This window comes from Streptomyces albiflavescens (assembly GCF_014645835.1).
GTDB classification, from domain to species: Bacteria; Actinomycetota; Actinomycetes; order Streptomycetales; family Streptomycetaceae; genus Streptomyces; species Streptomyces albiflavescens.
This window is the reverse complement of sequence record NZ_BMMM01000001.1, coordinates 241,084-262,524: the sequence shown is the minus strand read 5'-3', so window position 1 is coordinate 262,524 and position 21,441 is coordinate 241,084. Positions and strand designations below refer to the sequence as shown.

Annotated in this window: 21 protein-coding genes and 2 pseudogenes; 17 read left to right on the top strand and 6 right to left on the bottom strand. The window is 71.2% G+C overall.

Features of this window, described 5'->3' with window-relative positions:
* The first annotated feature begins 130 nt into the window (after positions 1 to 130).
* The 13 genes from IEY95_RS01175 to IEY95_RS50340 all read left to right on the top strand — a co-directional run bounded on the left by IEY95_RS01175 (position 131) and on the right by IEY95_RS50340 (position 12,775).
* On the top strand, positions 131 to 418 hold the full coding sequence (locus IEY95_RS01175; RefSeq protein ID WP_189183899.1) for an ArsR/SmtB family transcription factor: 288 nt from the start codon (positions 131 to 133) through the stop codon (positions 416 to 418).
* 31 nt (positions 419 to 449) lie between these two features.
* Positions 450 to 1,430 carry an SMP-30/gluconolactonase/LRE family protein gene (locus IEY95_RS01170; protein ID WP_189183898.1) on the top strand — a complete coding sequence of 327 codons (981 nt, stop codon included), beginning with the start codon at positions 450 to 452 and terminating at the stop codon, positions 1,428 to 1,430.
* Positions 1,431 to 1,673: 243 nt separating this feature from the next.
* A complete protein-coding gene (gene crcB, locus IEY95_RS01165) occupies positions 1,674 to 2,159 on the top strand; it encodes a fluoride efflux transporter CrcB (RefSeq protein ID WP_189183897.1) in 486 nt (161 codons plus the stop codon).
* A complete protein-coding gene (locus tag IEY95_RS01160) occupies positions 2,156 to 2,578 on the top strand; it encodes a DUF190 domain-containing protein (RefSeq protein ID WP_189183896.1) in 423 nt (140 codons plus the stop codon). The genes crcB (IEY95_RS01165) and IEY95_RS01160 overlap by 4 nt, the downstream gene beginning before the upstream one ends.
* Positions 2,575 to 2,949, top strand: a complete 375-nt coding sequence (gene crcB / locus IEY95_RS01155) for a fluoride efflux transporter CrcB (RefSeq protein WP_189183895.1) — start codon at positions 2,575 to 2,577, stop codon at positions 2,947 to 2,949. The genes IEY95_RS01160 and crcB (IEY95_RS01155) overlap by 4 nt, the downstream gene beginning before the upstream one ends.
* Positions 2,950 to 3,033: 84 nt before the next feature.
* Positions 3,034 to 3,870, top strand: coding sequence for an undecaprenyl-diphosphate phosphatase (locus tag IEY95_RS01150; protein WP_189183894.1), 837 nt, complete (start codon positions 3,034 to 3,036; stop codon positions 3,868 to 3,870).
* A 215-nt stretch (positions 3,871 to 4,085) separates the two neighbouring features.
* A complete protein-coding gene (locus IEY95_RS01145) occupies positions 4,086 to 4,763 on the top strand; it encodes a FadR/GntR family transcriptional regulator (RefSeq protein ID WP_189184590.1) in 678 nt (225 codons plus the stop codon).
* The gene (locus tag IEY95_RS01140) at positions 4,760 to 6,208 is read left to right on the top strand and encodes an amino acid permease (protein WP_189183893.1); all 1,449 of its coding nucleotides are present in this window, start codon (positions 4,760 to 4,762) and stop codon (positions 6,206 to 6,208) included. Before IEY95_RS01145 ends, IEY95_RS01140 begins: the two co-directional genes overlap by 4 nt.
* An 8-nt stretch (positions 6,209 to 6,216) precedes the next feature.
* Positions 6,217 to 7,236 (top strand): asparaginase, encoded by a 1,020-nt coding sequence (locus tag IEY95_RS01135; RefSeq protein ID WP_189184589.1) that lies wholly within the window; start codon positions 6,217 to 6,219, stop codon positions 7,234 to 7,236.
* A gap of 33 nt (positions 7,237 to 7,269) precedes the next feature.
* Positions 7,270 to 8,682, top strand: a complete 1,413-nt coding sequence (gene aspA / locus IEY95_RS01130; protein WP_189183892.1) for an aspartate ammonia-lyase — start codon at positions 7,270 to 7,272, stop codon at positions 8,680 to 8,682.
* A 135-nt stretch (positions 8,683 to 8,817) separates the two neighbouring features.
* Positions 8,818 to 9,759 (top strand): glutaminase, encoded by a 942-nt coding sequence (locus tag IEY95_RS01125; RefSeq protein ID WP_189183891.1) that lies wholly within the window; start codon positions 8,818 to 8,820, stop codon positions 9,757 to 9,759.
* A gap of 197 nt (positions 9,760 to 9,956) precedes the next feature.
* Positions 9,957 to 11,345 (top strand): polyprenol phosphomannose-dependent alpha 1,6 mannosyltransferase MptB, encoded by a 1,389-nt coding sequence (gene mptB, locus IEY95_RS01120; protein WP_189183890.1) that lies wholly within the window; start codon positions 9,957 to 9,959, stop codon positions 11,343 to 11,345.
* 68 nt (positions 11,346 to 11,413) lie between these two features.
* Positions 11,414 to 12,775, top strand: coding sequence for a glycosyltransferase 87 family protein (locus IEY95_RS50340; RefSeq protein WP_189184588.1), 1,362 nt, complete (start codon positions 11,414 to 11,416; stop codon positions 12,773 to 12,775).
* A 35-nt stretch (positions 12,776 to 12,810) separates the two neighbouring features.
* Here IEY95_RS50340 and IEY95_RS01110 read toward each other — a convergent pair.
* Positions 12,811 to 13,713: pseudogene (locus IEY95_RS01110) on the bottom strand (D-alanyl-D-alanine carboxypeptidase family protein); the annotation flags it as partial.
* Between the two features lie 89 nt (positions 13,714 to 13,802).
* Positions 13,803 to 14,945: a transcription termination factor Rho gene (gene rho / locus IEY95_RS01105; RefSeq protein ID WP_229702500.1), complete on the bottom strand. Its 1,143-nt coding sequence runs from the start codon at positions 14,943 to 14,945 to the stop codon at positions 13,803 to 13,805.
* 451 nt (positions 14,946 to 15,396) lie between these two features.
* On the opposite strand from rho, the gene IEY95_RS01100 reads away from it, so the two are divergent.
* Entirely contained in the window at positions 15,397 to 16,317 is a 921-nt protein-coding gene (locus IEY95_RS01100; RefSeq protein ID WP_189183889.1) for a zinc-binding dehydrogenase, read from the top strand.
* A gap of 24 nt (positions 16,318 to 16,341) precedes the next feature.
* Here IEY95_RS01100 and IEY95_RS01095 read toward each other — a convergent pair whose 3' ends face one another.
* The 3 genes and pseudogenes from IEY95_RS01095 to IEY95_RS01085 all read right to left on the bottom strand — a co-directional run bounded on the left by IEY95_RS01095 (position 16,342) and on the right by IEY95_RS01085 (position 17,789).
* Positions 16,342 to 16,608 (bottom strand): branched-chain amino acid transporter permease, encoded by a 267-nt coding sequence (locus IEY95_RS01095; RefSeq protein ID WP_189184586.1) that lies wholly within the window; start codon positions 16,606 to 16,608, stop codon positions 16,342 to 16,344.
* 7 nt (positions 16,609 to 16,615) lie between these two features.
* A pseudogene (locus IEY95_RS48590) lies at positions 16,616 to 16,822 on the bottom strand (MmyB family transcriptional regulator); the annotation flags it as partial.
* Between the two features lie 61 nt (positions 16,823 to 16,883).
* Complete coding sequence (locus tag IEY95_RS01085) at positions 16,884 to 17,789, bottom strand: helix-turn-helix transcriptional regulator (RefSeq protein WP_189183888.1); 906 nt, start codon at positions 17,787 to 17,789, stop codon at positions 16,884 to 16,886.
* 230 nt (positions 17,790 to 18,019) lie between these two features.
* Between IEY95_RS01085 and IEY95_RS01080 the strand changes: the two genes are divergently transcribed.
* Complete coding sequence (locus IEY95_RS01080; RefSeq protein WP_189183887.1) at positions 18,020 to 18,685, top strand: SDR family NAD(P)-dependent oxidoreductase; 666 nt, start codon at positions 18,020 to 18,022, stop codon at positions 18,683 to 18,685.
* A gap of 16 nt (positions 18,686 to 18,701) precedes the next feature.
* Here the strand turns inward: IEY95_RS01080 and IEY95_RS01075 are convergent, their stop codons facing one another.
* On the bottom strand, positions 18,702 to 19,631 hold the full coding sequence (locus IEY95_RS01075; protein ID WP_189183886.1) for a helix-turn-helix transcriptional regulator: 930 nt from the start codon (positions 19,629 to 19,631) through the stop codon (positions 18,702 to 18,704).
* Between the two features lie 200 nt (positions 19,632 to 19,831).
* Here IEY95_RS01075 and IEY95_RS50335 point away from each other — a divergent pair, with 200 nt between their 5' ends.
* Together IEY95_RS50335 and IEY95_RS01065 are read left to right on the top strand one after the other, a co-directional pair.
* Positions 19,832 to 20,302 (top strand): aldo/keto reductase, encoded by a 471-nt coding sequence (locus tag IEY95_RS50335; protein WP_189183885.1) that lies wholly within the window; start codon positions 19,832 to 19,834, stop codon positions 20,300 to 20,302.
* Between the two features lie 124 nt (positions 20,303 to 20,426).
* Complete coding sequence (locus IEY95_RS01065; RefSeq protein ID WP_189183884.1) at positions 20,427 to 21,404, top strand: aldo/keto reductase; 978 nt, start codon at positions 20,427 to 20,429, stop codon at positions 21,402 to 21,404.
* Positions 21,405 to 21,441 lie beyond the last annotated feature (37 nt).

Here is a 21,441-nt window from a genome sequence, read left to right as displayed (position 1 = left end):
GACGGCGCCCGGGGCCGTTCGGCCCGGTGAGCTCTACCCGTTCGGCCCCGGCCAGGGTCGCGGAAGCCCGTGCGTGCCGCCCCGGGCTGCGGGACAGTAGCGGGAGACCACCGGTTCGTAGGGGGACGAGATGCTGAAGGTTCCCGTCAGTGGGCAACGGCTGGACATACTGGAGTGGCTGCGGGACCCCGTCGCGCACTTCCCACCGCAGCGCTACGGCGACCTCGTCGAGGACGGCGTCAGCCCGGAAGCCCTTGCCGCCAAGCTCGGTGTGAGCCGCGCCGTGGCGCGCACGCATCTCGACCTGCTCACCGGGGTCGGTCTGCTGCGGGCCAAGAAGGTCAGACGGCGGACCTTCTACCGCCGCGACGAATGGCGGATCGCCGAGGTCGCGCACTTCTTCGAGAAGGGCTGGTAGCGGCGTGGCCCACCGGCCGCAGGAGGCACCCATGGTTCACTCGCGCGCCACCGGCCGCCCCACCGCGCTCGTATCCCGGCGCTTCGTCCCGCTCGACGGCCGCGGCCCCGAGGACGTGGTGGCCGACTCCCGGGGCCGGGTGCTGACCGGCCTGGAGGACGGCCGCATCGTGCGCGTGGAGGGAATCGGCGATCCGGACCGCACCCGTGTCCGGGTGCTCGCGGAGACGGGCGGCAGGCCCCTGGGTCTCGAACTGCTGCCGGACGACGGCCTGTTGGTCTGCGACGCCCGGCGCGGACTGCTGCGGATCGGGCTCGACGACGGTGTCGTGCGCGTCCTCGCCGACACGGTGGCCGGGGAACCCCTGCGCTTTTGCAGCAACGTGGTCGCGCTGACGGACGGAACGCTCTACTTCACCGTCTCCAGCCGGAGTTACCCCCTGGAGCAGTGGATCGGCGACCTCGTCGAGCACACCGGAACCGGCCGTCTGCTGCGCCTAGCGCCGGGGGAGAAGGAACCCGAAGTGCTCCTGGAGGGGCTGCAGTTCGCCAACGGACTCGCACCCGCGGCGGACGAGTCCTTCCTGGTCGTCGCGGAGACGGGCGAGCGGCGCCTCACCCGCTACTGGCTCGCCGGGCCGAAGCAGGGCCGCGGCGAGACCTTCTTGGACGATCTGCCCGGTCAGCCCGACAACCTCTGGCGCGCCCCCGGCGGACCGATCTGGGTCGCGCTGGCCGGACCTCGCGTCGCCGCCCTGGAACTCCTTCACCGCCGAGGCCCCGCACTGCGGCATACCGCCGCCCGCCTCGCGGTGCGCGCGCCGTTTCGGCCCCCGGCCACCGCGGGGGCCATCGCGGTCGATGACGAGGGCCGCGTCCTCCATCGCCTCGAACGCCGCCGTGCAGGCTTCCGCATGGTCACCAGCGCCTGTGAGGCCGACGGCCGACTGGTCCTGGGGAGCATCTGGGAACGGGGGATCGCCGTGTGCGACCTGCCCGCTTCCACGGACTGAGCCGATGCGTACGGCCGGTCGTCGCGGAGGGAGCAGGTGCGCCCGGCCGGTGGTCACGGACTGAGCCGAGTGTGCGCGGCCGGGACCCCCGGCGTTACCCTGTTCACCGGCCGCGATCTTGTGTCGCGGCGCGGCGGTGGGGCCCGCCGTACCCGAACCGCGGCACGGCTGCCGCCAACGGTCCCTACTTGCGATGACGTGCGCCCCGGGGCCCGGGGCCCGGCGAGTAGGAGAAGTACGTACATGACAGTCCCGCACCCCGAGCGCGTCGACGAACCCGACACCCCGGCCCCCGTCCGCCTGCCCACGCGGAGGGCCGCGTCCCCCTGGCACGGTCAGGGACCCGTCGTCGCGGCGGTCGCGCTCGGCGGCGCCGTCGGTGCCACGGCCCGCTACGGTGCTGCGCTGCTGTGGCCGGTGCAGACAGGGGGATTTCCCTGGACCACCTTCTGGGTCAATGTCGTCGGCTGCGCCGTGATCGGCGCCTTCATGGTCGTCATCACCGATGTGTGGGCGGCTCACCGCCTGGTCCGGCCCTTCTTCGGCACCGGAGTACTCGGCGGTTTCACCACCTTCTCGACATACGCCGTCGACATCCAGAAACTTCTTGACGCGGGCCACCCCGGGACCGGGCTCGCCTACCTGGCCGCGACCGTCTTCGCGGCGCTCGCGGCGGTGTGGCTCGCGGTGACGGTGGTACGCCGTGTCCTGGCATGGAGGCAGCGATGACGAGGCTGACGGGCAGCGCCCTGCGGGTGACGATCTTCATCGGCGAGAACGACACCTGGCACCGCAAGCCGCTCTACACGGAGATCGTGCACCGCGCCCACGCGGCCGGCCTCGCGGGCGCCAGTGTCTTCCGGGGCATCGAGGGCTTCGGCGCCTCCTCCCTGATCCACACCTCGCGGCTGCTCTCGCTGAGCGAGGACCTGCCGGTGGCCATCGTGATCGTGGACAGCGAGGAGCGCGTACGGGCCTTCCTGCCGAAGCTCGACGAACTCGTCACCGAGGGGCTGGTGATCCTCGACGACTGCGAGGTCATCCGGTACGCCGGACGGGGTGGCACGCCCGAGGAAACCCGCCGCGACACCTCCGACGCCGCGGAGGGGACAGGCGACGCGGCCGGGAAAGGTGAGAAGTCGTTGTGAACTGGCTGCTGGTGATCATCGGTGCCGCGGTCGGCGCACCCCTGCGCTATCTGACCGACCGGACGGTACAGATGAAACACGACACGGTCTTCCCGTGGGGAACCCTCGTCGTCAATGTGACAGGCTGTCTGGTCCTGGGGCTCCTCACCGGCGCGGCCTCGGCGGGCCACGCCTCCCCGCACCTGCAGCTGCTGATCGGCACGGGCCTGTGCGGGGCGCTGACCACGTACTCGACGTTCTCCTACGAGACGCTGCGGCTGACCGAGGCCGGAGCGGCGTTCTACGCCGTCACCAACGTGATCCTCAGCGTGACGGCCGGCCTGGGCGCGGCGTTCGCCGGGGTCTCGTTTGCACAAGCTTTGTGGACCTAGCTGCCGGGCATCCGCGCGCATAGGTAAGACTGTCCCCCAGCACCGTCTACAGCACTGTCGACCAACTCCTCAGAACTGGATCCCATGAGCGTCATCAACGTCGGTCAGGCCGTCGTCCTCGGAGCCGTCGAGGGGGTGACCGAATTCCTCCCCGTCTCCTCCACCGGCCATCTCAAGATCACCGAAGGGCTGATGGGCATCCCCGTCGACGACAATGCCGTCGTCGGCTTCTCCGCGGTCATCCAGGTCGGCGCGATCGCCGCCGTGCTCGTGTACTTCTTCAAGGACATCGTGCGGATCGTCTCCGCCTGGGGGCGCGGGCTGCGCAACCGTGAGGAGCGGCACCATCACGACTACAAGTTCGCCTGGTGGGTGATCTACGCGACCATCCCGATCGTGATCGTGGGCCTGGCGGCGAAGAAACTCATCGAGGGCCCGCTCGCCTCGCTGTGGGTGGTGGCGGGCTCGCTGATCGTCGGCAGCGGTGTGATGTGGGCGGCGGACCAGATGGGCCGGCACAAGCGCGGTGAGGACGACACCTCGTTCAAGGACGCGATGCTGGTCGGCAGCTCGCAGATCCTCGCGCTGCTCTTCCCGGGCTTCTCGCGCTCCGGTGCCACCATGTCGACGGCGCTCATCCTCGACCTGGACCGGGTCGCCGCCACCCGGCTGTCCTTCTTCCTCGGCATCCCCGCGCTGACCGGCGCCGGTCTGTACGAGCTGAAGGATGCCCTGGGTACGGGCGTCGGTGCCGCCCCGCTGGCCGTCGGCACCCTCGTCTCCTTCGTGGTCGCGTACGGCTCGATCGCCTGGCTGCTGAAGTTCGTCGCCAAGCACTCCTTCAACGCGTTCGTGATCTACCGGATCGTCATCGGCGTGGCCCTGTTCGGGCTGTTGACCACCGGGGTCCTCGACAGCTGAGGCGGCCGACTGATCGCAAAGAACGGCGGCTGAAGCGGTCGGTCGTGCACAGAAACCGCTGATCACAGGGGGCGTAAAGCCGGTTTTCAGGCTTCACGCCCCCTGAATTTTTCTTTTCGCCGCCCTTGACAGCCTCGCTTGTCACCCGGAGGATCACCTCCGTGAACCTGTCAGACAGCCAGACAGGTGGATCGGTACCGCGGCGCGTCAGCGCCATGGAAGCGGTACTCACCCACCTCCGCGGCGCCATCGAGCGCGGCGAGTACGCCATCGGCGACAAACTCCCCTCCGAGGCGGAGCTCTGCCGCCGACTCGAAGTCAGCCGCCCCGTGCTCCGCGAGGCGCTGCGGGCCCTGCAGGTCATGGGCCTGACCGTGTCCCGTACCGGCAAGGGCACCTTCGTGCTCGCCAACACGGTCGAGGACCCCACCTTCGGCGACTACGCGGCGAGCGACCTGCTCGAAGTGCGCCGCCACGTCGAGATCCCCGTCGCCGGGTACGCGGCGGTGCGCCGCAGCCCGGAGAACCTCGACCACCTGGCCCATCTGCTGGAGCGGATGGAGCGGGAGACCGACACCACGGCGTGGGTCGCGATGGACACGATCTTCCACATCGCCGTGGCCGAGGCGTCCCAGAACCCGGTCTTCCGCCGGGTCATCGAGGAGATCCGGGACGCGCTGGCGCGCCAGTCGGCGTTCCTGAACGAACTCGGCGGCCGCCGCGAGCAGTCCAACCGCGAGCACCGGGCGATCGTCGAGGCGCTGATCGACGGCAGTGAACACGACGCGGTGGAGGCGATGTCCCATCACCTCGACCGCGTGGAGACCACCCTCACCGACATCGTGCGCCCCGCGCACACGGACACCCCCACGGAAGGCGGACCCGAGGCGTGAGCGAGCAGTCCCTCCAGCAAGAGGCCCCATCGACCGCGAAGCCGGCCGCGCACGTCGACGCCGGAGACGCCGGTTACAGCAAGTCGCTGAAGTCCCGGCACGTCAACATGATCGCCATCGGCGGTGCCATCGGCACCGGCCTCTTCCTCGGCGCGGGCGGCCGCCTCGCCGACGCCGGCCCCTCCCTCTTCGTCGCGTACGCGGTCTGCGGCCTGTTCGCCTTCCTGGTCGTCCGCGCGCTCGGCGAACTCGTCCTGTACCGGCCCTCGTCCGGCGCCTTCGTGTCGTACGCCCGTGAGTTCCTGGGCGAGAAGGGCGCGTACGTCGCGGGCTGGATGTACTTCCTGAACTGGGCCACCACCGGCATCGCCGACATCACCGCCGTGGCCGTGTACACCCACTACTGGGGCATGTTCTCCGACATCCCGCAGTGGGCGATCGCGCTGATCGCGCTCGCCGTCGTCCTCACCGTGAACCTCATATCGGTTCGCATGTTCGGCGAACTGGAGTTCTGGTTCGCGATCATCAAGGTCAGCGCTCTCGTCGTCTTCATGCTCATCGGCATCTTCCTGCTGGTCACCCAGCACCCGGTCGACGGGCACAACCCGGGCCCGTCCCTGATCACCGACAACGGCGGCATCTTCCCCAACGGTCTGCTGCCGATGCTGCTGATCATCCAGGGCGTGGTCTTCGCCTACGCCTCCGTCGAGCTGGTCGGCGTCGCCGCGGGCGAGACCGCGAACCCCGAGAAGATCATGCCGAAGGCCATCAACTCGATCATGTGGCGGGTCGGCCTCTTCTACGTCGGCTCCGTGGTCCTCCTGTCGATGCTGCTGCCCTGGAGCAAGTACAGCGGGGACCAGAGCCCCTTCGTCACCGTGCTGTCCAACATCGGCATCCCGGCCGCGGGCGGCGTGATGAACCTCGTCGTCCTCACCGCCGCCATGTCCTCGCTCAACTCCGGCCTGTACTCCACCGGCCGCATCCTGCGCTCCATGGCGATGTCCGGCTCGGCCCCGAAGTTCACGGGTGTGATGAGCCGAAGCCAGGTCCCGTACGGCGGCATCCTGCTCACCAGCGGCATCTGCGTCCTCGGCGTCGGTCTCAACTTCGTGGTGCCCGCCGACGCCTTCGAGATCGTGCTCAACTTCGCGGCGATCGGCATCCTCGCCACCTGGGGCATGATCATGCTCTGTCACCTGCTGTTCTGGCGGAAGACCCAGAACGGCGAGCTGTCCAGGCCGAGTTACCGCCTGCCCGGCTCGCCATGGACCGAGATCGTCACCATCGGCTTCCTCGCCTCCGTGCTCGTGCTGATGTACGCCGACGGGGGAGCAGGCCGCACGACCGTCCTGTGCCTGCCGCTGATCGCGGCCGCGCTCGTCGCGGGCTGGTACGGAGTGCGCCGCCGGGTCGCCGGGATACACGACGGAACAGACGCGTGAACCCGACCATGACCTACGGCAGTTCGCTCGCTGCGGCCCCGGTGATCCGCGAACCCCTGCACGCGCCCGTCGCCCAGCTCGTACGCGGCGGTGTCATCGAAGGCATGCACTACGGCTCGGTGGTCGTGCTGGCCGCCGACGGCACTGTGGAGCTTCAGATCGGCGACATCGAGGCCGCCTTCTATCCGCGCTCGGCGCTCAAGCCCGTCCAGGCCGTGGCCATGCTGCGGGCCGGGCTGCCGCTGGACGGCGAACTGCTCTCACTGACCGCGGCCAGCCACTCCGGCGAGGAACGGCATCTCGCCGGGACGCGGCGGATCCTGGAGCTGGCGGGACTGCCGGAGGATCGGCTGCGCAATGTCGCCGACCTGCCGTTCGACCCGGTGGTACGCGAGGCCTGGGTGCGCGACGGACGCATGCCCTCCCAGCTCGCCCAGAACTGCTCGGGCAAGCACGCGGCCATGCTGTACACGGCCCACCTCAACGGGTGGTCGCTCGACGACTACCTCGATCCAACACACCCGCTCCAGCAGGCCATCGCGGAGATCGTCGAGGACCTCACCGGACAGTCCATCGCCCAGGTGACCGTCGACGGCTGCGGCGCACCCCTGTTCTCCGTCTCGCTGCACGGGCTCGCCCGCGCCGCCGCCCGGATCACCACCGCCGCGCCGGGCACCCCCGAAGCGCGGGTCGCCGACGCGATGCGCGAGCACGCCGAGATGGCCTCCGGGTCCGGGCGCGACGTCGCCGCGCTGATGCGTGCCGTGCCGGGGCTGCTCACCAAGGACGGCTTCGAAGGCGTGCAGGTCGCGTCGCTGCCGGACGGCCGGGCCGTCGCCGTGAAGATCGCCGACGGTGCCGACCGGGCGCGCGTCCCGGTGGCCGCGGCCGCCCTCGCGCGCTGCGGGGTCGACCCGGCGGCGCTCGCCGAGTTCACGGGCGCGCCGCTGCTCGGGGGAGGCGCGGTGGTCGGTCACATCCGGCCGACCCGAGCCCTCGATCCCCTCACGCACCCCCTGTACGCCTGACCCGTCCCCTTCCGAAAGAAGACGCACACCGACATGACCGCCGCAGCCCACCGCAGCGAACACGACCTGCTCGGAGACCGCGACGTCCCCGCCGACGCGTACTGGGGCATCCACACCCTGCGCGCCACGGAGAACTTCCCCATCACGGGCACCCCGATCTCCGCGTACCCGCACCTGATCGACGCCCTCGCCGCCGTCAAGGAGGCCGCCGCCCGCGCGAATGAGGAACTCGGGCTCCTCGAGCCCCGCAAGGCCGCCGCCATGGTCGAGGCCTGCCGGGAGATCCGGGACGGCAAACTGCACGACCAGTTCGTCGTCGACGTCATCCAGGGCGGCGCCGGCACCTCCACGAACATGAACGCCAACGAGGTCGTCGCCAACCGGGCGTTGGAGCTCCTCGGCCACGAAAAGGGCGACTACCCGCACCTCCACCCCAACGAGGACGTCAACCTCGGCCAGTCCACCAACGACGTCTACCCGACCGCCGTCAAGGTCGCCACCGTCTTCGCGGTGCGCGGGCTGCTCAAGGCGATGGCCGTGCTCCAGGACGCGTTCGCCGCCAAGGCCGTCGAGTTCCGCGACGTACTGAAGATGGGGCGTACGCAGCTCCAGGACGCGGTGCCGATGACGCTGGGGCAGGAGTTCTCGGCGTTCGCGGTGATGCTGGACGAGGACCGCAGCCGGCTCGCCGAGGCCGTCGAGCTGATCCACGAGATCAACCTCGGCGCCACCGCCATCGGGACCGGGCTCAATGCCCCCGCCGGATACGCCGAGTCGGCGCGCCGCCACCTGGCGGACATCACAGGGCTGCCGCTGGTCACCGCCGCCAACCTGGTCGAGGCGACTCAGGACTGCGGCGCCTTCGTCCAGATGTCGGGTGTGCTGAAGCGGATCGCGGTCAAGCTCTCCAAGAGCTGCAACGACCTGCGGCTGCTGTCCTCCGGGCCGCGCGCGGGCCTCAACGAGATCAACCTGCCACCGGTGCAGGCGGGTTCGAGCATCATGCCCGGCAAGGTCAACCCGGTCATCCCCGAGGTGGTCAACCAGGTCGCCTTCGAGGTGATCGGCAACGACGTCACCATCACTATGGCCGCGGAAGCCGGTCAACTCCAGCTCAACGCCTTCGAGCCGATCATCCTGCACTCCCTGTCCGAGTCCATCACCCACCTGCGGACCGCCTGTCTCACCCTCGCCGAGCGGTGCGTCGCGGGCATCACGGCGAACACCGAGGAGCTGCGTGCCGCCGTGGAGAACTCCATCGGGCTGGTGACCGCGCTCAACCCGCACATCGGGTACACGGCGGCCACCGACATCGCGAAGGAAGCCCTCGCGAGCGGGCGCGGAGTGGCCGAACTCGTCCTGGAGAAGGGGCTGTTGCCCGCCGAGCGGCTCGCCGAGCTGCTGCGGCCCGAAGTGGTCGCGGGCAGTGGTTCGGTACGTCCCTGATCGGCCGACGGGCGGCGCGAGCACACCGATCGGTCGAGCCACGAGCAGCGGGAGACCGTTGGGCGAGCGGCCGGTGAGCAGCGCCTCCGCGTCGTCCGGGCAGCCGGTGAGCAGCGCGACCGGCCTGGCGGCAGAATGGTGATCATGTCCGCCTCTCCGTCGTCCTTCACCTTCCAGCCGGTCCTGGAGCGCATCGCCACCGAGATCGCGCAGACGCCGGGGCGCGGGCGGCCCGCCGACTACATCCCGGCACTCGCCGCCTGCGACCCCCGCCGCTTCGGCATGGCCGTCGCGGAGCTCGACGGCACGGTGTACGGCGTGGGGGACTGGCGGCAGCCGTTCTCCACGCAGTCCATCACCAAGGTCTTCACCCTCGCCCTCGACCTGGCCCGCGAGGGCGACGAACTCTGGGAGCATGTCGGCCGCGAGCCCTCGGGCAACCCCTTCAACTCCCTGGTCCAGCTGGAGTACGAGAACGGCATCCCGCGCAACCCCTTCATCAACGCGGGTGCCCTCGTCGTCACCGACCGGCTGCAGACCTGGACGGGTGACGCATCGGGCACGCTCCTGGAGTTCCTGCGTGCCGAGAGCGGCAACCCGCAGCTCGGCTTCGACACGGACGTGGCCGCCTCCGAGGCCGCGCACGGCGACCGCAATGCCGCGCTCGGCCACTTCATGGCGTCGTACGGCAACATCGACAACCCGGTACCGGTGCTCCTCGACCAGTACTTCCGGCAGTGCTCGATCGAGGCGTCCTGCGCCGACCTGGCACGCGCCACCGGCTTCCTGGCCCGCCACGGCATCCGAGCCGACGGCTCCCGGCTGCTCACCCAGAGCCAGGCGAAGCAGGTCAACGCGGTCATGCTCACCTGCGGGACGTACGACGCGGCCGGCGACTTCGCGTACCGCGTGGGCCTGCCCGGCAAGAGCGGGGTGGGCGGCGGCATCATCGCGGTGGTGCCCGGCCGCTGCACTCTGTGCGTGTGGAGTCCCGGCCTGGACCAGCGGGGCAATTCGGTGGCGGGCGTGGCGGCCCTGGACCGTTTCACGACACTGACAGGCGTGTCGGTGTTCTGAGGGGTTGTGGAGCGCCCCTGCCGGGGCGCGCGGAACCGCGGCACCCACCCTGGCCTGCCGGCAGTCGATGAACTCCCCGCTGTCTTCCGGCGAACCCAGCGGAGCGCCCACGCGGAGGTCACACGACGGCCCCCGCCCGGAGGGCCCCGCGTCGCCTTCCGGCCACCCGGCGTTGACACGCTTTCCGAGTGTTGGCCATGGCTTTCCCCGTCGATCTCCGCCGCTGCCAGGCTCTGGGCCTGGCCGGTACCGCCTTCCTCGCACTGGGAGGTGAAACGGCCGGGGCGCTGCCCGTGAGGGATCTCCTCGCCCCCGAGTCGGGGCGTGCCGTGCTCGGTCTGGTCGGCGTCTACTTCGGCGTCGTCCTGCTGATCGCCGCCTGGGCGCTCCTCGGCACCGTCGTACGTGGCCCCGAACCGCCGACTCCGCGCTCCCTGCTGCTCGTTCTGGCCGTGTGGGCGGCCCCGCTGCTGCTCGCGCCGCCCCTGTTCAGCCGGGACGTGTACAGCTATCTCGCGCAGGGCGCGATGGTCGACGCGCACATAGACGTCTACGCGCACGGACCGGCGCAGCTGGGCGGCCCGCTCGCCGACGAGGTCGCGCCGGTGTGGCAGCAGACGACGACGCCGTACGGTCCGGTCTTCCTCGCCGTCGCCTCGGCGCTGTCCGGCCTGACGCGCGGAGAGATACCGGCAGGACTGCTCGGCATGCGCCTGGTCGCCCTGCTCGGCGTCGCCCTGATGGCTGTGGCGCTGCCCCGTCTCGCCCGGCACAGCGGCACCGATCCGGCCGCCGCGTTGTGGCTGGGGGCGCTCAACCCCCTCGTCCTGCTCCACTTGGTGGCCGGTGCGCACAACGACGCCATCATGCTCGGCCTGCTCGGCGTCGGACTGGTGGCCGCGCGTGGCCGGTGGCATGTCCTGGGCGTCGTCCTCATCACCCTTGCCGCGCTGGTCAAGGCACCCGCCGTGCTCGGCCTGCTGGCGGTCGTCGCGCTGCGCGGACGCCGGGGCATGCTGAAGTCCGCCCTGACCACGGCCGTGGTCGCTCTCGCCACCACGGTCGCGGCCACCGCCGCGACCGGTACGGGATATGGCTGGATCGCGGCCCTGAAGACCCCCGTCTCGCCGCACAACTGGTCGCCCACCAGCGTTCTCGGCCGCGCCACCGGCGCCCTGCTCGAGAAGCTCGGCAGCGGCCTCGCGCCGCTGGCCATGCCCGTCTGGCACACGGCCGGACTCGCATTGACAGTGATCGTGGTCTTGCTCATATGGCTGCGCCTACGGCCCGGCCCGATCTACGCGTTGGGCCTGAGCCTGGCCGCGGTGGCCGTGTTCGGCCCGGCGATCCGGCCCTGGTACGCGCTGTGGGGACTGTTCCTCATCGCCGCGGCGGCGCCCAGCGCCTCGGTGCGTCACCGCGTCGCGGCCGCGAGCGCCGTGCTCGCGCTCGCCGTGCTGCCGAGCGGGGGACCGCCGGACGCCGAACAGGTGATTCTGGCCGTCTCCGGCGGAGTGCTCGCGCTCGTCGTGCTCTGGCAGGCCCACCAGGCCGCGCAGACACCGGTGCTCGGGCGGACGGCATGACAGGACTGGACGGCAAAAGAGGGCTGGACGACGAGCGGGAGCGGGGCGGTACGCAGGTGTTGATGGCGATGAGAGGGCTGAGTACCGATCGACGGCGCTTGCTCTTCGTGCTCGGACTCGCGGGTGCCGTCGGCGTGTTCACCGCCACGGTGCCGCTGCTGCGCGACTGGTTCGACCTGCGCGTCTACTACGGGACGGTCGACGCCTGGGTCCACCATGGCGGCCGGATCTACGACTACCACGTGCCGGGGACGGCGTACGGCTTCACGTATCCGCCGTTCGCGGCCCTCGGCATGCTGCCGATGGCGTTGGTCGGGCTGCGCACGGCGATCGCGGTCGAGCTGCTGCTCAACCTCGCCGCCATCGCCGCCATCGTGTGGATCCTGGTGGGGCCCGCGCTGCGCCGGTACGGCTGGTTCGGCTACGCCCTGACGGGCTGTCTGCTGGCCCTGTTCGAACCGGTCCGCGACACGTTCAGCTTCGGCCAGGTGAACCTGCTGCTGCTCGCCCTCGTGCTGAGCGACGCCTGGCTGCTGTCCACCGGACGGGGACGCCGGGCGGGCGTCGGCATCGGCCTGGCCGCGGCGGTCAAACTCACCCCCGCGCTCTTCATCGGCCTGCTGCTGCTCGCCCGCCGCTGGCGCGCCGCCGGGGTCGCGACGGCCGTCGCGGTGGCGGCCACCGCGCTGGCCGCCTGGGCGGCACCGGACGCCTCACGGTTCTACTGGACGGACGCGGTGTGGGACACGACCCGCATCGGGCGTCTCGCCTATGTCTCCAACCAGTCGTTGCAGGGCGTCCTTGCCCGACTGGTGGCACCGGACGAACCGAGCAGGGCCGCCTGGGCGACGGCCGCCCTGCTGATTTTGTGCGCATGGGCGTGGCGGGCCTCCCGCGCGCTGGCCGACGAGGACTGGACGGCCGCGTTCGCCCTCACCGGGCTCGCTGCCTGCCTCGTCAGCCCGATCACCTGGGTGCACCATCTCGTCTGGCTGCTGCCGTCGTTCGCCGTGCTGCTGCGCCGGCGCCGGCTGCGGGTCGCGGGCGCCCTGTACGTGGTGCTCTGCAGCAGTGTGGTGTGGCTGTGGTTCGACGACGCGTCGGGCCTCGACGGATTCCTGGGGAGCAACACATATACGTGGATCACGCTGGGGCTGCTGCTGTGGTTGCCCGTGGGTCAGCCGCGTGTGGGCCGCCCGTTCTTGAGCCACAGAGCGAGGGCCACGCCGCCGGCACCCAGCCCCGCGGCGCCCGTGATAGCGGCGGCCTCGGGCCAGCCGGCTTCGTCGCTGTCCGGGAGTGCCGCGGAAGCGGACCGGGCCGCGGGTCCGGCCGCCGGAACGCCACGCGTGTCGAGCAGCGATCCGACGGGATCGACGTGCCCGGCCGCCTTGAAGCCCCAGTCGAGCAGCGAGCGCGCCTCCTCGTAGACGGCGAACCCGTCGCCCGACTGAGGGTTCATCACGGTGACGATGAGCGTGCGCCCGCCGCGCCGCGCGGCGGCGACCAGCGTGTTGCCCGCTTCGCTGGTGTAGCCGTTCTTGATGCCGATCAGGCCCGGGTACGGCTCCACCCCGTCGGCGCCGGTCAGCAGCCGGTTGGTGTTCTCGATCTCGTACGCGCCGTCCTCGCCGGGGAACATGGACTCGACGGTGGAGCAGTACCGCGCGAAGTCCGCGTTGCGCAGTCCGGCTCGCCCGAAGACCGCCAGGTCGTACGCCGACGAGGCCTGACCGGGCATGTCGTACCCGTCGGGTGAGACGACATGGGTGTCGACGGCGCCCAGCGAACGGGCCTTGGCCTGCATCCGGGTGGCCGTCGTCTGCCAGCCGCCGTTCATCGCGGCCAGCACGTGCACGGCGTCGTTGCCGGAGTTGAGGAAGACACCGCGCCACAGATCGGCCACACGGTAGGTGTGGCCCTCCGAGACACCCACCAGGCTGCTCCCGGGGCCGACGTCCGCCAGCTCCTTCTCGTTGACGGTGTGCCGGATGCCGCCAGGCAGCGCCGGGAGCACCGTGAGGGCGAACAGGGTCTTCAAGGTGCTGGCGGGCGGCAGCTTCAGGTGGGCGTCGTGGGCCGCGAGCACGTCACCGGTGCGGGCGTCGGCCACCAGCCAGGACAGCGCGGAGACGTCCTCGGGGACCTCGGGCGCCCCAGCCCGCGGCCGCGCCTGCGTCCCGGACCGGTACAACGGCGCCTGCGATGCCGTAGGCCGGGGCGTGCCCGGATCCGTGGCCGTCCGGGCGACGGCCGCACTCGGCGCGAGGGCCAGCGCGCCGACCACGCAGACGGCGGAGCAGGAGACGGCGGCGCGAGCGAGGCGGCCGCGGGAGGCGGCGGCGCGGGATGAGAATCCGATGGTCATTCCGCCAACGTAGGAACGGAGTCGCCGTACGCCGGGCTGCCAGGGCCGAGCGGCGGGATCCAGTACCCGGATGCCGCACGCGGGAGCCGTCAGGCAGCGGGCAGGGTCGGCTGGACCTGGCGGAGGAAGGTCGCGTTGTCCGGGGTGGCGCGCAGCCGCTCCAGAAGGGTTTCGAGGTTCGCCTGGCCGTCCCGCGTCCGCAGGGCGCGCCGCAGCCCCCGTACGGCTGCCAACTCGGTGGAGGGCAGCAGGAGTTCCTCGCGGCGTGTGCCGGACGGGGTGATGTCGACGGCCGGGAAGACGCGCCGGGCTGCCAGCGCCCGGTCGAGGCGGAGCTCCATGTTCCCGGTGCTCTTGAGCTCCTCGAAGAAGTAGTCGTCGGCGCGAGAGCCGGTCTCCACGAGGGCAGTGGCGAGGATGGTGAGCGAGCCGCCTTCCTCGGCGAGGCGCGCGGCGCCGAAGAACCGCTTGGGGCCGTGCACCGCGGCCGCGTCGACGCCGCCGCTGAGGGTGCGGCCACCGGAGGCGGCCGCATTGTTGTGGGCCCGGCACAGCCGGGTGAGGGAGTCCATCAGGATGACGACGTCCTCGCCCTGCTCGACGAGCCGCTTGGCGCGTTCGACGACGAGCTCGGCGAGCGCGATGTGCTGCTTCGGCGTCTTGTCGAAGGTCGAGGCGTAGACCTCGCCCCGGACGGAGCGCCGCATGTCGGTCACTTCTTCGGGCCGCTCGTCGAGGAGCAGCACCATCAGGTGGCATTCGGGATGATTGCCCGCGACGGCGGCGGCGATCTGCTGAAGCAGCACCGTCTTGCCCGTCTTGGGCGGGGCGACGATCAGACCGCGCTGGCCCTTGCCGACCGGCGAGACCAGATCGACGATGCGCCCTGCCGGACCGCTCGCCGGGTGTTCCAGGCGGAGCCGGTCGCGGGGGTGCAGCGGGGTGAGGTCGCGGAAGTGCGGGCGACGGCGCAGCTCTTCGGGCGTACGGCCGTTGATCCGCTCGACCTCGGCGAGTGCGCGGGGCCCGCCGCGCACGCCTTCGACGGTGTCGCCCTTGCGCAGGCCGTAACGGCGGATCAGCGCGGCGGAGACCTGGACGTCGGTCGGTGTGGGCAGGCAGCTCTCGGCGGCGCGCAAGTACCCCTGCCCGTTGTGCGCGATGTCGAGGACACCGGTCGCCCGGGCCGGGAGCTGCTGCTGTACAGGAGGGTGTTCGAGTGTGGTGGTCATGATGCGGGTCCTTTCAAGGACGGATTCATGAGGTCATGAGGAAGGGAAGGGGGATGCGCCGGCGGGGGAGGCGGCGTGCTCACGCCTCCGCGGGCGGGGAGACATCACCTCGCGAACGCCGGACGGGATCGACTGCCCGAGGCTGTGCGCAAGAGGTGATGCTGAGACGCTGGTCCGCCGGTTGGAAAGCGACGGGCGTGTCAGCGAAATGAAGGGGAACCGGCACCGGCGCCCGAGACGGGGCGTACACAAGTGCTGAGTGCACTGTACCACTCGGCAGCGGGACTGGCTGTGATGCGCAACTCAGTGGCCCGCGCGCGGACGTTGAGCGAGGGCCGCGGCCCACCGATCGAGGTCGACCTTCCAGGTCCGGAGAAGGCGGTGGGAAGAACGCCGGATCAGCGGGAGTTGGAGTCTTTCGAGTCGCTGTCGACGAGAGAAGGAACCTCTCATGCGCGCACTGATCGTTGACCCCGCGGTCCCTGGAAGGCTGCGACTGGGCGAGGCCCCGGACCCCGTACCCGGCCCCGGCCAGGCCCTGATCGAGGTCCGGCACACCTCGCTCAACGCGGCCGAACTGTTCTTCGCGCAGCGGGCCGAGCCCGGGGACGTGCTCGGCTTCGACGCGGCCGGTGTCGTCGTGGCCGCCGCGGCCGACGGCAGCGGGCCGGCGGTCGGCAGCCGGGTGGTGGGCTTCGCGGACGGCGGCGGCTTCGGCGCCCTGCGGGCCATGGACGTGGCGGACCTGGCCGTGGTGACCGACGGGATCGACCTGGGCGATGCGGCCACACTGCCGGTCGCCGCCGGCACGGCCCTGCGGGCGCTGGAGCAGGCGGGACCGCTGCTGGGCCGCAGGGTGCTGGTGACCGGCGCGTCCGGCGGCGTCGGCGGGTTCGCCGTGCAACTCGCGGCCATCGGTGGTGCGTACGTCATCGCCGTCGCCGGTTCCGAGGAGAGTGCCCGGGGCCTGGCCGATCTCGGCGCGGACGAGGTGGCGATCGGCCCCTCCGGAGTGACGCCGCCTGTCGATGTCGTCGTCGACACCGTGGGTGGCGACCAACTGGTCGCCGCGTACGCCCTGCTCGCGCCCGGCGGAAGCCTGCAGAGCGTCGGCTGGGCCTCCGGACAGGAGGCGACCCTGTCCGTGGGCTCCAGCCTGGGCAGCCGTGCACCGAAGGCGATCGTCTCCGTCTACAACGGCGCCGGACTCACCGACCGGCAAGCGCAGTTGGGCCGACTGCTGGGCTTGGTCGCCACGGGGAAGCTGCGCGTGCCGGTCGGCTGGCGCGGCCCTTGGGACAAGATCGCGGACGCGGTGGAGGCCCTGGGGAACCGGCGGTTGCGGGGCAAGGCGGTGCTGGACGTGGGGTGAGACCCCCCGTCACAGCCTCGGGTTTCAGAGGGAGTTGACGAGGACGACGTAAACGGCGGTGCCGATGCCGACGCTCAGGATCGTGCGGCGGCCGCAGGTGACGTGGACGCCCGCCGTGACGGCTACCGCGAGCAGTGCGCACCACGTGGCGTGTGTCTCGGCGGCGATGGTGCCGTGCAGGGCGGTCACCGCCAGGATCGCGAGAATGCCCACCGGCATCCACGCCGACAGCTGCCGCACGATCACCGAGGGGCGCAGCGTGCGCGGTACCGCGAAGGGGACGGCGCGCAGGGCGACGTCAAGCCGGCCCCGTGGTCGAGGACCGGAGGCGCTCGGCTGCCGCCCAGGAGGCGAGGAAGCGCAGGCCCTCGTGCGACGGTGTGCCGGGTTCCGCGGTCCAGATGACGAGCTGCTGGTCGTGGTCGGTGGTGCAGGTGAGGGTGTCCCAATCGAGGGTGAGTGCGCCCGCGACCGGGTGGTTCAGGGCCTTGGTGCCCACACTCCGGGTGAGGTCGACGACGCCGAGTACCAAGCGCCCCGCAGCAGCACCCGCTGAGGGAGCGGCGTCAGGGGCTGGTCTCGAGCGTGGCCCCCTTCGAGGTCTCCCGGGTCGCGGTCGCGTCGAGCAGCAGCATCGCGTCGTACTCAGGAGTGCCGGGCTCGGCGTGGTACGCGACCAGCCGGTGGCCGCGGGCGCCCTCCAGTTCCATGACCTGGTAGCCGAACGTCACCTCGCCCACCTGGGGGTGGTGGAAGGTCTTGCGGCCCGAGGTGTTTCCCTTGACGTCGTACTGCTCCCACAGCCGCGCGAAGTCCGGGCTCTTGAGCAGGAGTTCGTCGACGAGCCCGGTGAGGTCGGGGGCGGCGGGGTCGGTGCCGGCCAGCGTGCGCAGGCGGGCGACGCAGCCGCGGATCTGGTTCTCCCAGTCGTCGAAGAGTGCGCGGGCGGCGGGGTGGAGGAAGACGTAGCGCACGACGTTGCGCTGCCCGGCCGGCCAGTCCTCCATTCCGGCCATCAGCCGCAGCCCGCCGGGGTTCCAGGCGAGCAGTTCCATCGTGCGGCTGACCACGTGCGCGGGACAGGGCCGCATGCTCTCCAGTAGCAGCTCGACACCGCGAGCCACGGTCCGGCTGGGCACGGTCGGCGGTTCGGTGGCGTTGCTGCGGGCTGCGCGTGCGGCCAGGTCGCGCAGGTGCTCGTGCTCCTCGCCCGCGAGCAGCAGGGCGGTGGCGAGGGCGTCGACGACGGACGGGCTGGGGTTGGTTTCCTTGCCGCGTTCCAGGCGCGTGTAGTAGTCGATGCTGACCCCGGCGAGCGTGGCCAGTTCCTCGCGGCGCAGGCCGGGCGTGCGGCGCAGCCCGGGGCCCTGAGGAAGGCCGACATCGGCGGGGGTCACCCGGGCCCGGCGGGCACGCAGAAACCTTCCCAGCTCGCTGCCGTCGCTGCCACCGCTCCGCCGTTCACGTGCCATGTGTTCCAGTGTGGCAGCCCTGTGACCTGCGTGACAGCTGCGTGGGGGGCCCTGTCACACCCCGGAACAGCACTCCCCGGCACGGGTGCGGCGCCTCCCGGCACCGGTGCGGCGCAGGCCGCGGCGGCACTCGGCTTCTTCTTCATCACGCTCGACGCCGAGCTGACCGCCACGACCTCCAGTACGTTCGGAATCACCAGGACCTCGAGCCGTCCAAGGAAGCCAGGACCATGACCACCATCGCCATCATCGGAGCGGGACCAGGCCTCGGAGCCGCCGTCGCACGGCGGTTCGGCGGCGAGGGTTTCGACGTAGCGCTCATCGCACGCACCCAGGAACGGACGAGCCGCCTCGCCGCGGATCTGGCCGCCGAGGGCATCACGGCGCGCGGATTCGCCGCCGACGTGCGCGATCCGAAAACCCTGGAGGCAGCCCTCGACGCGGCGACCGCGACCCTGGGCCCCATCGAGGTTCTGCAGTACAGCCCGCTCCCGCACCAGGACTTCATGCGGCCGGTCCTGGAGACCAGCGCCGCCGACCTCGCCGGCCCGATCGAATTCTCCGTGTACGGCCCCGTCGCGGCCGTACAGCAGGTGCTGCCCGGCATGCGCGCAATGGGCCGGGGCACCATCCTCTTCGTCAACGGCGGCTCCGCCGTGGTCCCGGACCGCGACCGCGCCGGCACATCGATCGCCTTCGCCGCCGAGAGCGCCTACGGCCATCTGCTGCACGACACGCTCGCGGCCGAGGGCATCCACGTCGCACAGCTCATCATCCCCGGCGAGATCGTCCCGGGACACGCCAGGAAGGACCCGGCAGTGCTCGCGGACACCCTGTGGCGCCTGCACCAGGACCGGCACGGCTTCCGGTCCTTCGCCGACGACCTGGGCTCGTGACGACCCGCCGGCCGCGTCAGGGCGAAGGGGACGTGGCCCCGCTCGGGGTGGTTTCCGCTGGTCCGCCGCTCGGTACGGCCCCGTTCGACGAGCGTTCGGACGCAAGCAGGTCGAGGAGGACCAAGGCGTCGTACTCGGGGGTGCCCGGTTCGGCGTAATACGCGATCAGGCGGTGGCCAGGGGTGCCTTCCAGCTCCATGGACTGGTAACCCAGAGTGAGCTCGCCGACCTCGGGGTGGTGGAAGGTCTTTCGTCCGTGGGTGCTGCCCTGCACGTCGTAGCGCTCCCACAGACGGGCGAACTCCGGGCTCTTCAGGAGCAGTTCACCGGCGAGCCGGGTCAGGTCCGGAGCATCGGGGTCGGTGCCGGCCAGGGCGCGCAGTCGGGCGACACAGCCACGGATCTGGTGGTGCCAGTCGTGGAAGAGCTCGCGCGCCGCCGGGTGGAGAAAGACATAGCGCGCGATGTTGCGCTGCCCGGCCGGCCAGTCCTCCATCCCGACGAACAGGCGCAGCCCGCTCGGGTTGCAGGCGAGCAGGTCGTTGGTACGGCTGACCACATACGCGGGGTTGGGTCGCAGGCTCGACAACAGCAGTTTGACGCCGGGCCGTACGGTCCGGCTGGGCGCGGTCGGAGGTTCGGGCGCGGTCCGGGCGGCGCGGGCGGCCAGACTGCGCAGGTGCTCGTGCTCGTCCTGGTCCAGCAGCAGGGCGCGGGCGAGGGCGTCGACCACGGACGGGCTGGGACGGGTCTCCCTGCCGCGTTCCAGGCGGCTGCAGTAGTCGATGCTGATCCCGGCGAGGGCGGCCAGTTCCTCACGGCGCAGCCCGGGCGTCCGGCGCCGGCCGCCGCCGGCCGTCAGGCCGACCTCGGCGGGGGTCACCCGGGCCCGGCGGGCACGCAGAAAGCGCCCCAACTCTGTGCCGCTGTCCTGCTCGCTCGTCATGCCATCGAGTGTGGCAACGCCGTGACCTGGGCGGTAGGCGCTTGAGGGGCCCTGTCACACCCCGGAACACGGCTCCCCGGCACAGCGCGGTCTGCCACGCGGCGCGCCCGCGCAGCAGGGTTGATCCCGTCGGAGTCGGTCCCCACGCGCGGCCCACGGACGCCGCTCGGCATCCGGCGAACGGACGGAGTACCACCCCCATGAAGCACATCAAGCTCGGGACGCTGGACGTCACCCGAATCGGTATGGGTGCGATGCCCATCAACGCGCTCTACACCGGCGCGAACGCGGATGACGAGGAAGGCATCCGCGCCATCCACCGCGCGCTCGATCTCGGCGTCACGCACCCCCAGGTCGACCTGCGCGCGACCATGCCGCGCTTCAACGACGCCGCGTACTTCCGGCAGAACCTGCGCGTCGCCGACGAGGTCGAGGTGATCGCCGACGAGGCCGGCATCACTCCGGGGCAGCTGTGCCTGGCCTGGCTGGTGGCCCAGGGCGACGACATCGCCCCGATCCCCGGCACCCGGCGCGTCTCCCACCTGGAGGAGAACGTCGCGGCCGACGGCATCCAGCTGTCCGGCGAGGTGCTCCACCGGCTCGACCACCTCACCCCTGCCGTCGGTGACCGCCTCGGCAAGGACCACCTGGACATGATCGACCACCACTGAGTGCACAGGTCGTGGACGCCACGCAACCAAGCACAGGCGACGGCAGCCCGGGGACCGCCCGGGCGACAAGGCCGCCGAAGCCGACCACAACCGCACATCTGAGTAAGGAGCTGGGACAGCGACCATGCGTACCACCACACTGGGCAGCAAGGGCCCCGACGTCGGCGTCATCGGCCTGGGCTGCATGGGCATGACCTTCGCGTACGACGTGAAGACCCCGCGGGACGACGACACCTCCATCGAGGTGATCCGACAGGCCCTCGACCTGGGCGCGACACTGATCGACACCGCTGATGTGTACGGGCCGTACACCAACGAGGAGTTGGTCGGCCGGGCGCTCGCGGACGGTCATCGCGAACGCGCGGTTCTCGCCACCAAGGTCGGCCTGTACGTAGCCGACCCGGCCGGCGGGCCCGAGGGCTCCCCGCTCATCGTCAACAACGGCCGCCCCGAGCACATACGGAAGTCGATCGACGAGAGCCTGCGCCGTCTCGGCACCGACTACGTGGACTTCTACCAGCTGCACCGCGTCGACCCCGAGGTACCGATCGAGGAGACCTGGGGCGCCATGGCGGAGGTCGTGGCCGCGGGCAAGGCGCGGCACATCGGCCTGTCCGAGGTGACCGTCGAGCAGATCGAGCGGGCGCAGACCGTGCACCCGGTGACGTCCGTGCAGTCGGAGATGTCGCTGTGGACCCGCGACGCGCTGGACGAGGTGCTGCCGTACTGCCAGGAGCAGGGCATCGCCTTCCTGCCGTTCTCGCCCCTGGGCCGGGGCTTCCTCGTCGGGCGGTTCTCGTCCTTCGACGACCTGCCCGAGGACGACTTCCGGCGCCGGCTGCCGCGCTTCCAGCAGGACGCGCTGCGCGCCAACCTCGCCATCGTCGGCCGGGTGCGGGAGATCGCCGAGCGTGTGGGGGCCACCCCGGCGCAGGTGGCGCTGGCGTGGGTGGTCGCCCAGGGCCGATACGTCGTCCCCATCCCCGGCACCAAGACCCCGAAGTACCTGGCCGACAACGTCGGCGCGGCGGACGTCGAACTGAGCGCGGCCGACCTGGCCGAGCTGGACGCCCTGCCCGCTCCGACGGGCGGCCGCTACTGACAAGCGGACCGACTAACCGTCCATTCCGCATCGCACA

Coding starts and splice junctions, on each gene's coding strand:
- IEY95_RS01175 (WP_189183899.1), top strand. CDS start 131: ATGCTGAAGGTTCCCGTCAGTGGGCAACGGCTGGACATACTGGAGTGG.
- IEY95_RS01170 (WP_189183898.1), top strand. CDS start 450: ATGGTTCACTCGCGCGCCACCGGCCGCCCCACCGCGCTCGTATCCCGG.
- crcB (WP_189183897.1), top strand. CDS start 1,674: ATGACAGTCCCGCACCCCGAGCGCGTCGACGAACCCGACACCCCGGCC.
- IEY95_RS01160 (WP_189183896.1), top strand. CDS start 2,156: ATGACGAGGCTGACGGGCAGCGCCCTGCGGGTGACGATCTTCATCGGC.
- IEY95_RS01150 (WP_189183894.1), top strand. CDS start 3,034: ATGAGCGTCATCAACGTCGGTCAGGCCGTCGTCCTCGGAGCCGTCGAG.
- IEY95_RS01145 (WP_189184590.1), top strand. CDS start 4,086: ATGGAAGCGGTACTCACCCACCTCCGCGGCGCCATCGAGCGCGGCGAG.
- IEY95_RS01135 (WP_189184589.1), top strand. CDS start 6,217: ATGACCTACGGCAGTTCGCTCGCTGCGGCCCCGGTGATCCGCGAACCC.
- aspA (WP_189183892.1), top strand. CDS start 7,270: ATGACCGCCGCAGCCCACCGCAGCGAACACGACCTGCTCGGAGACCGC.
- IEY95_RS01125 (WP_189183891.1), top strand. CDS start 8,818: ATGGTGATCATGTCCGCCTCTCCGTCGTCCTTCACCTTCCAGCCGGTC.
- mptB (WP_189183890.1), top strand. CDS start 9,957: ATGGCTTTCCCCGTCGATCTCCGCCGCTGCCAGGCTCTGGGCCTGGCC.
- IEY95_RS50340 (WP_189184588.1), top strand. CDS start 11,414: ATGAGAGGGCTGAGTACCGATCGACGGCGCTTGCTCTTCGTGCTCGGA.
- rho (WP_229702500.1), bottom strand. CDS start 14,945: ATGACCACCACACTCGAACACCCTCCTGTACAGCAGCAGCTCCCGGCC.
- IEY95_RS01100 (WP_189183889.1), top strand. CDS start 15,397: ATGCGCGCACTGATCGTTGACCCCGCGGTCCCTGGAAGGCTGCGACTG.
- IEY95_RS01085 (WP_189183888.1), bottom strand. CDS start 17,789: ATGGCACGTGAACGGCGGAGCGGTGGCAGCGACGGCAGCGAGCTGGGA.
- IEY95_RS01080 (WP_189183887.1), top strand. CDS start 18,020: ATGACCACCATCGCCATCATCGGAGCGGGACCAGGCCTCGGAGCCGCC.
- IEY95_RS01075 (WP_189183886.1), bottom strand. CDS start 19,631: ATGACGAGCGAGCAGGACAGCGGCACAGAGTTGGGGCGCTTTCTGCGT.
- IEY95_RS50335 (WP_189183885.1), top strand. CDS start 19,832: ATGAAGCACATCAAGCTCGGGACGCTGGACGTCACCCGAATCGGTATG.
- IEY95_RS01065 (WP_189183884.1), top strand. CDS start 20,427: ATGCGTACCACCACACTGGGCAGCAAGGGCCCCGACGTCGGCGTCATC.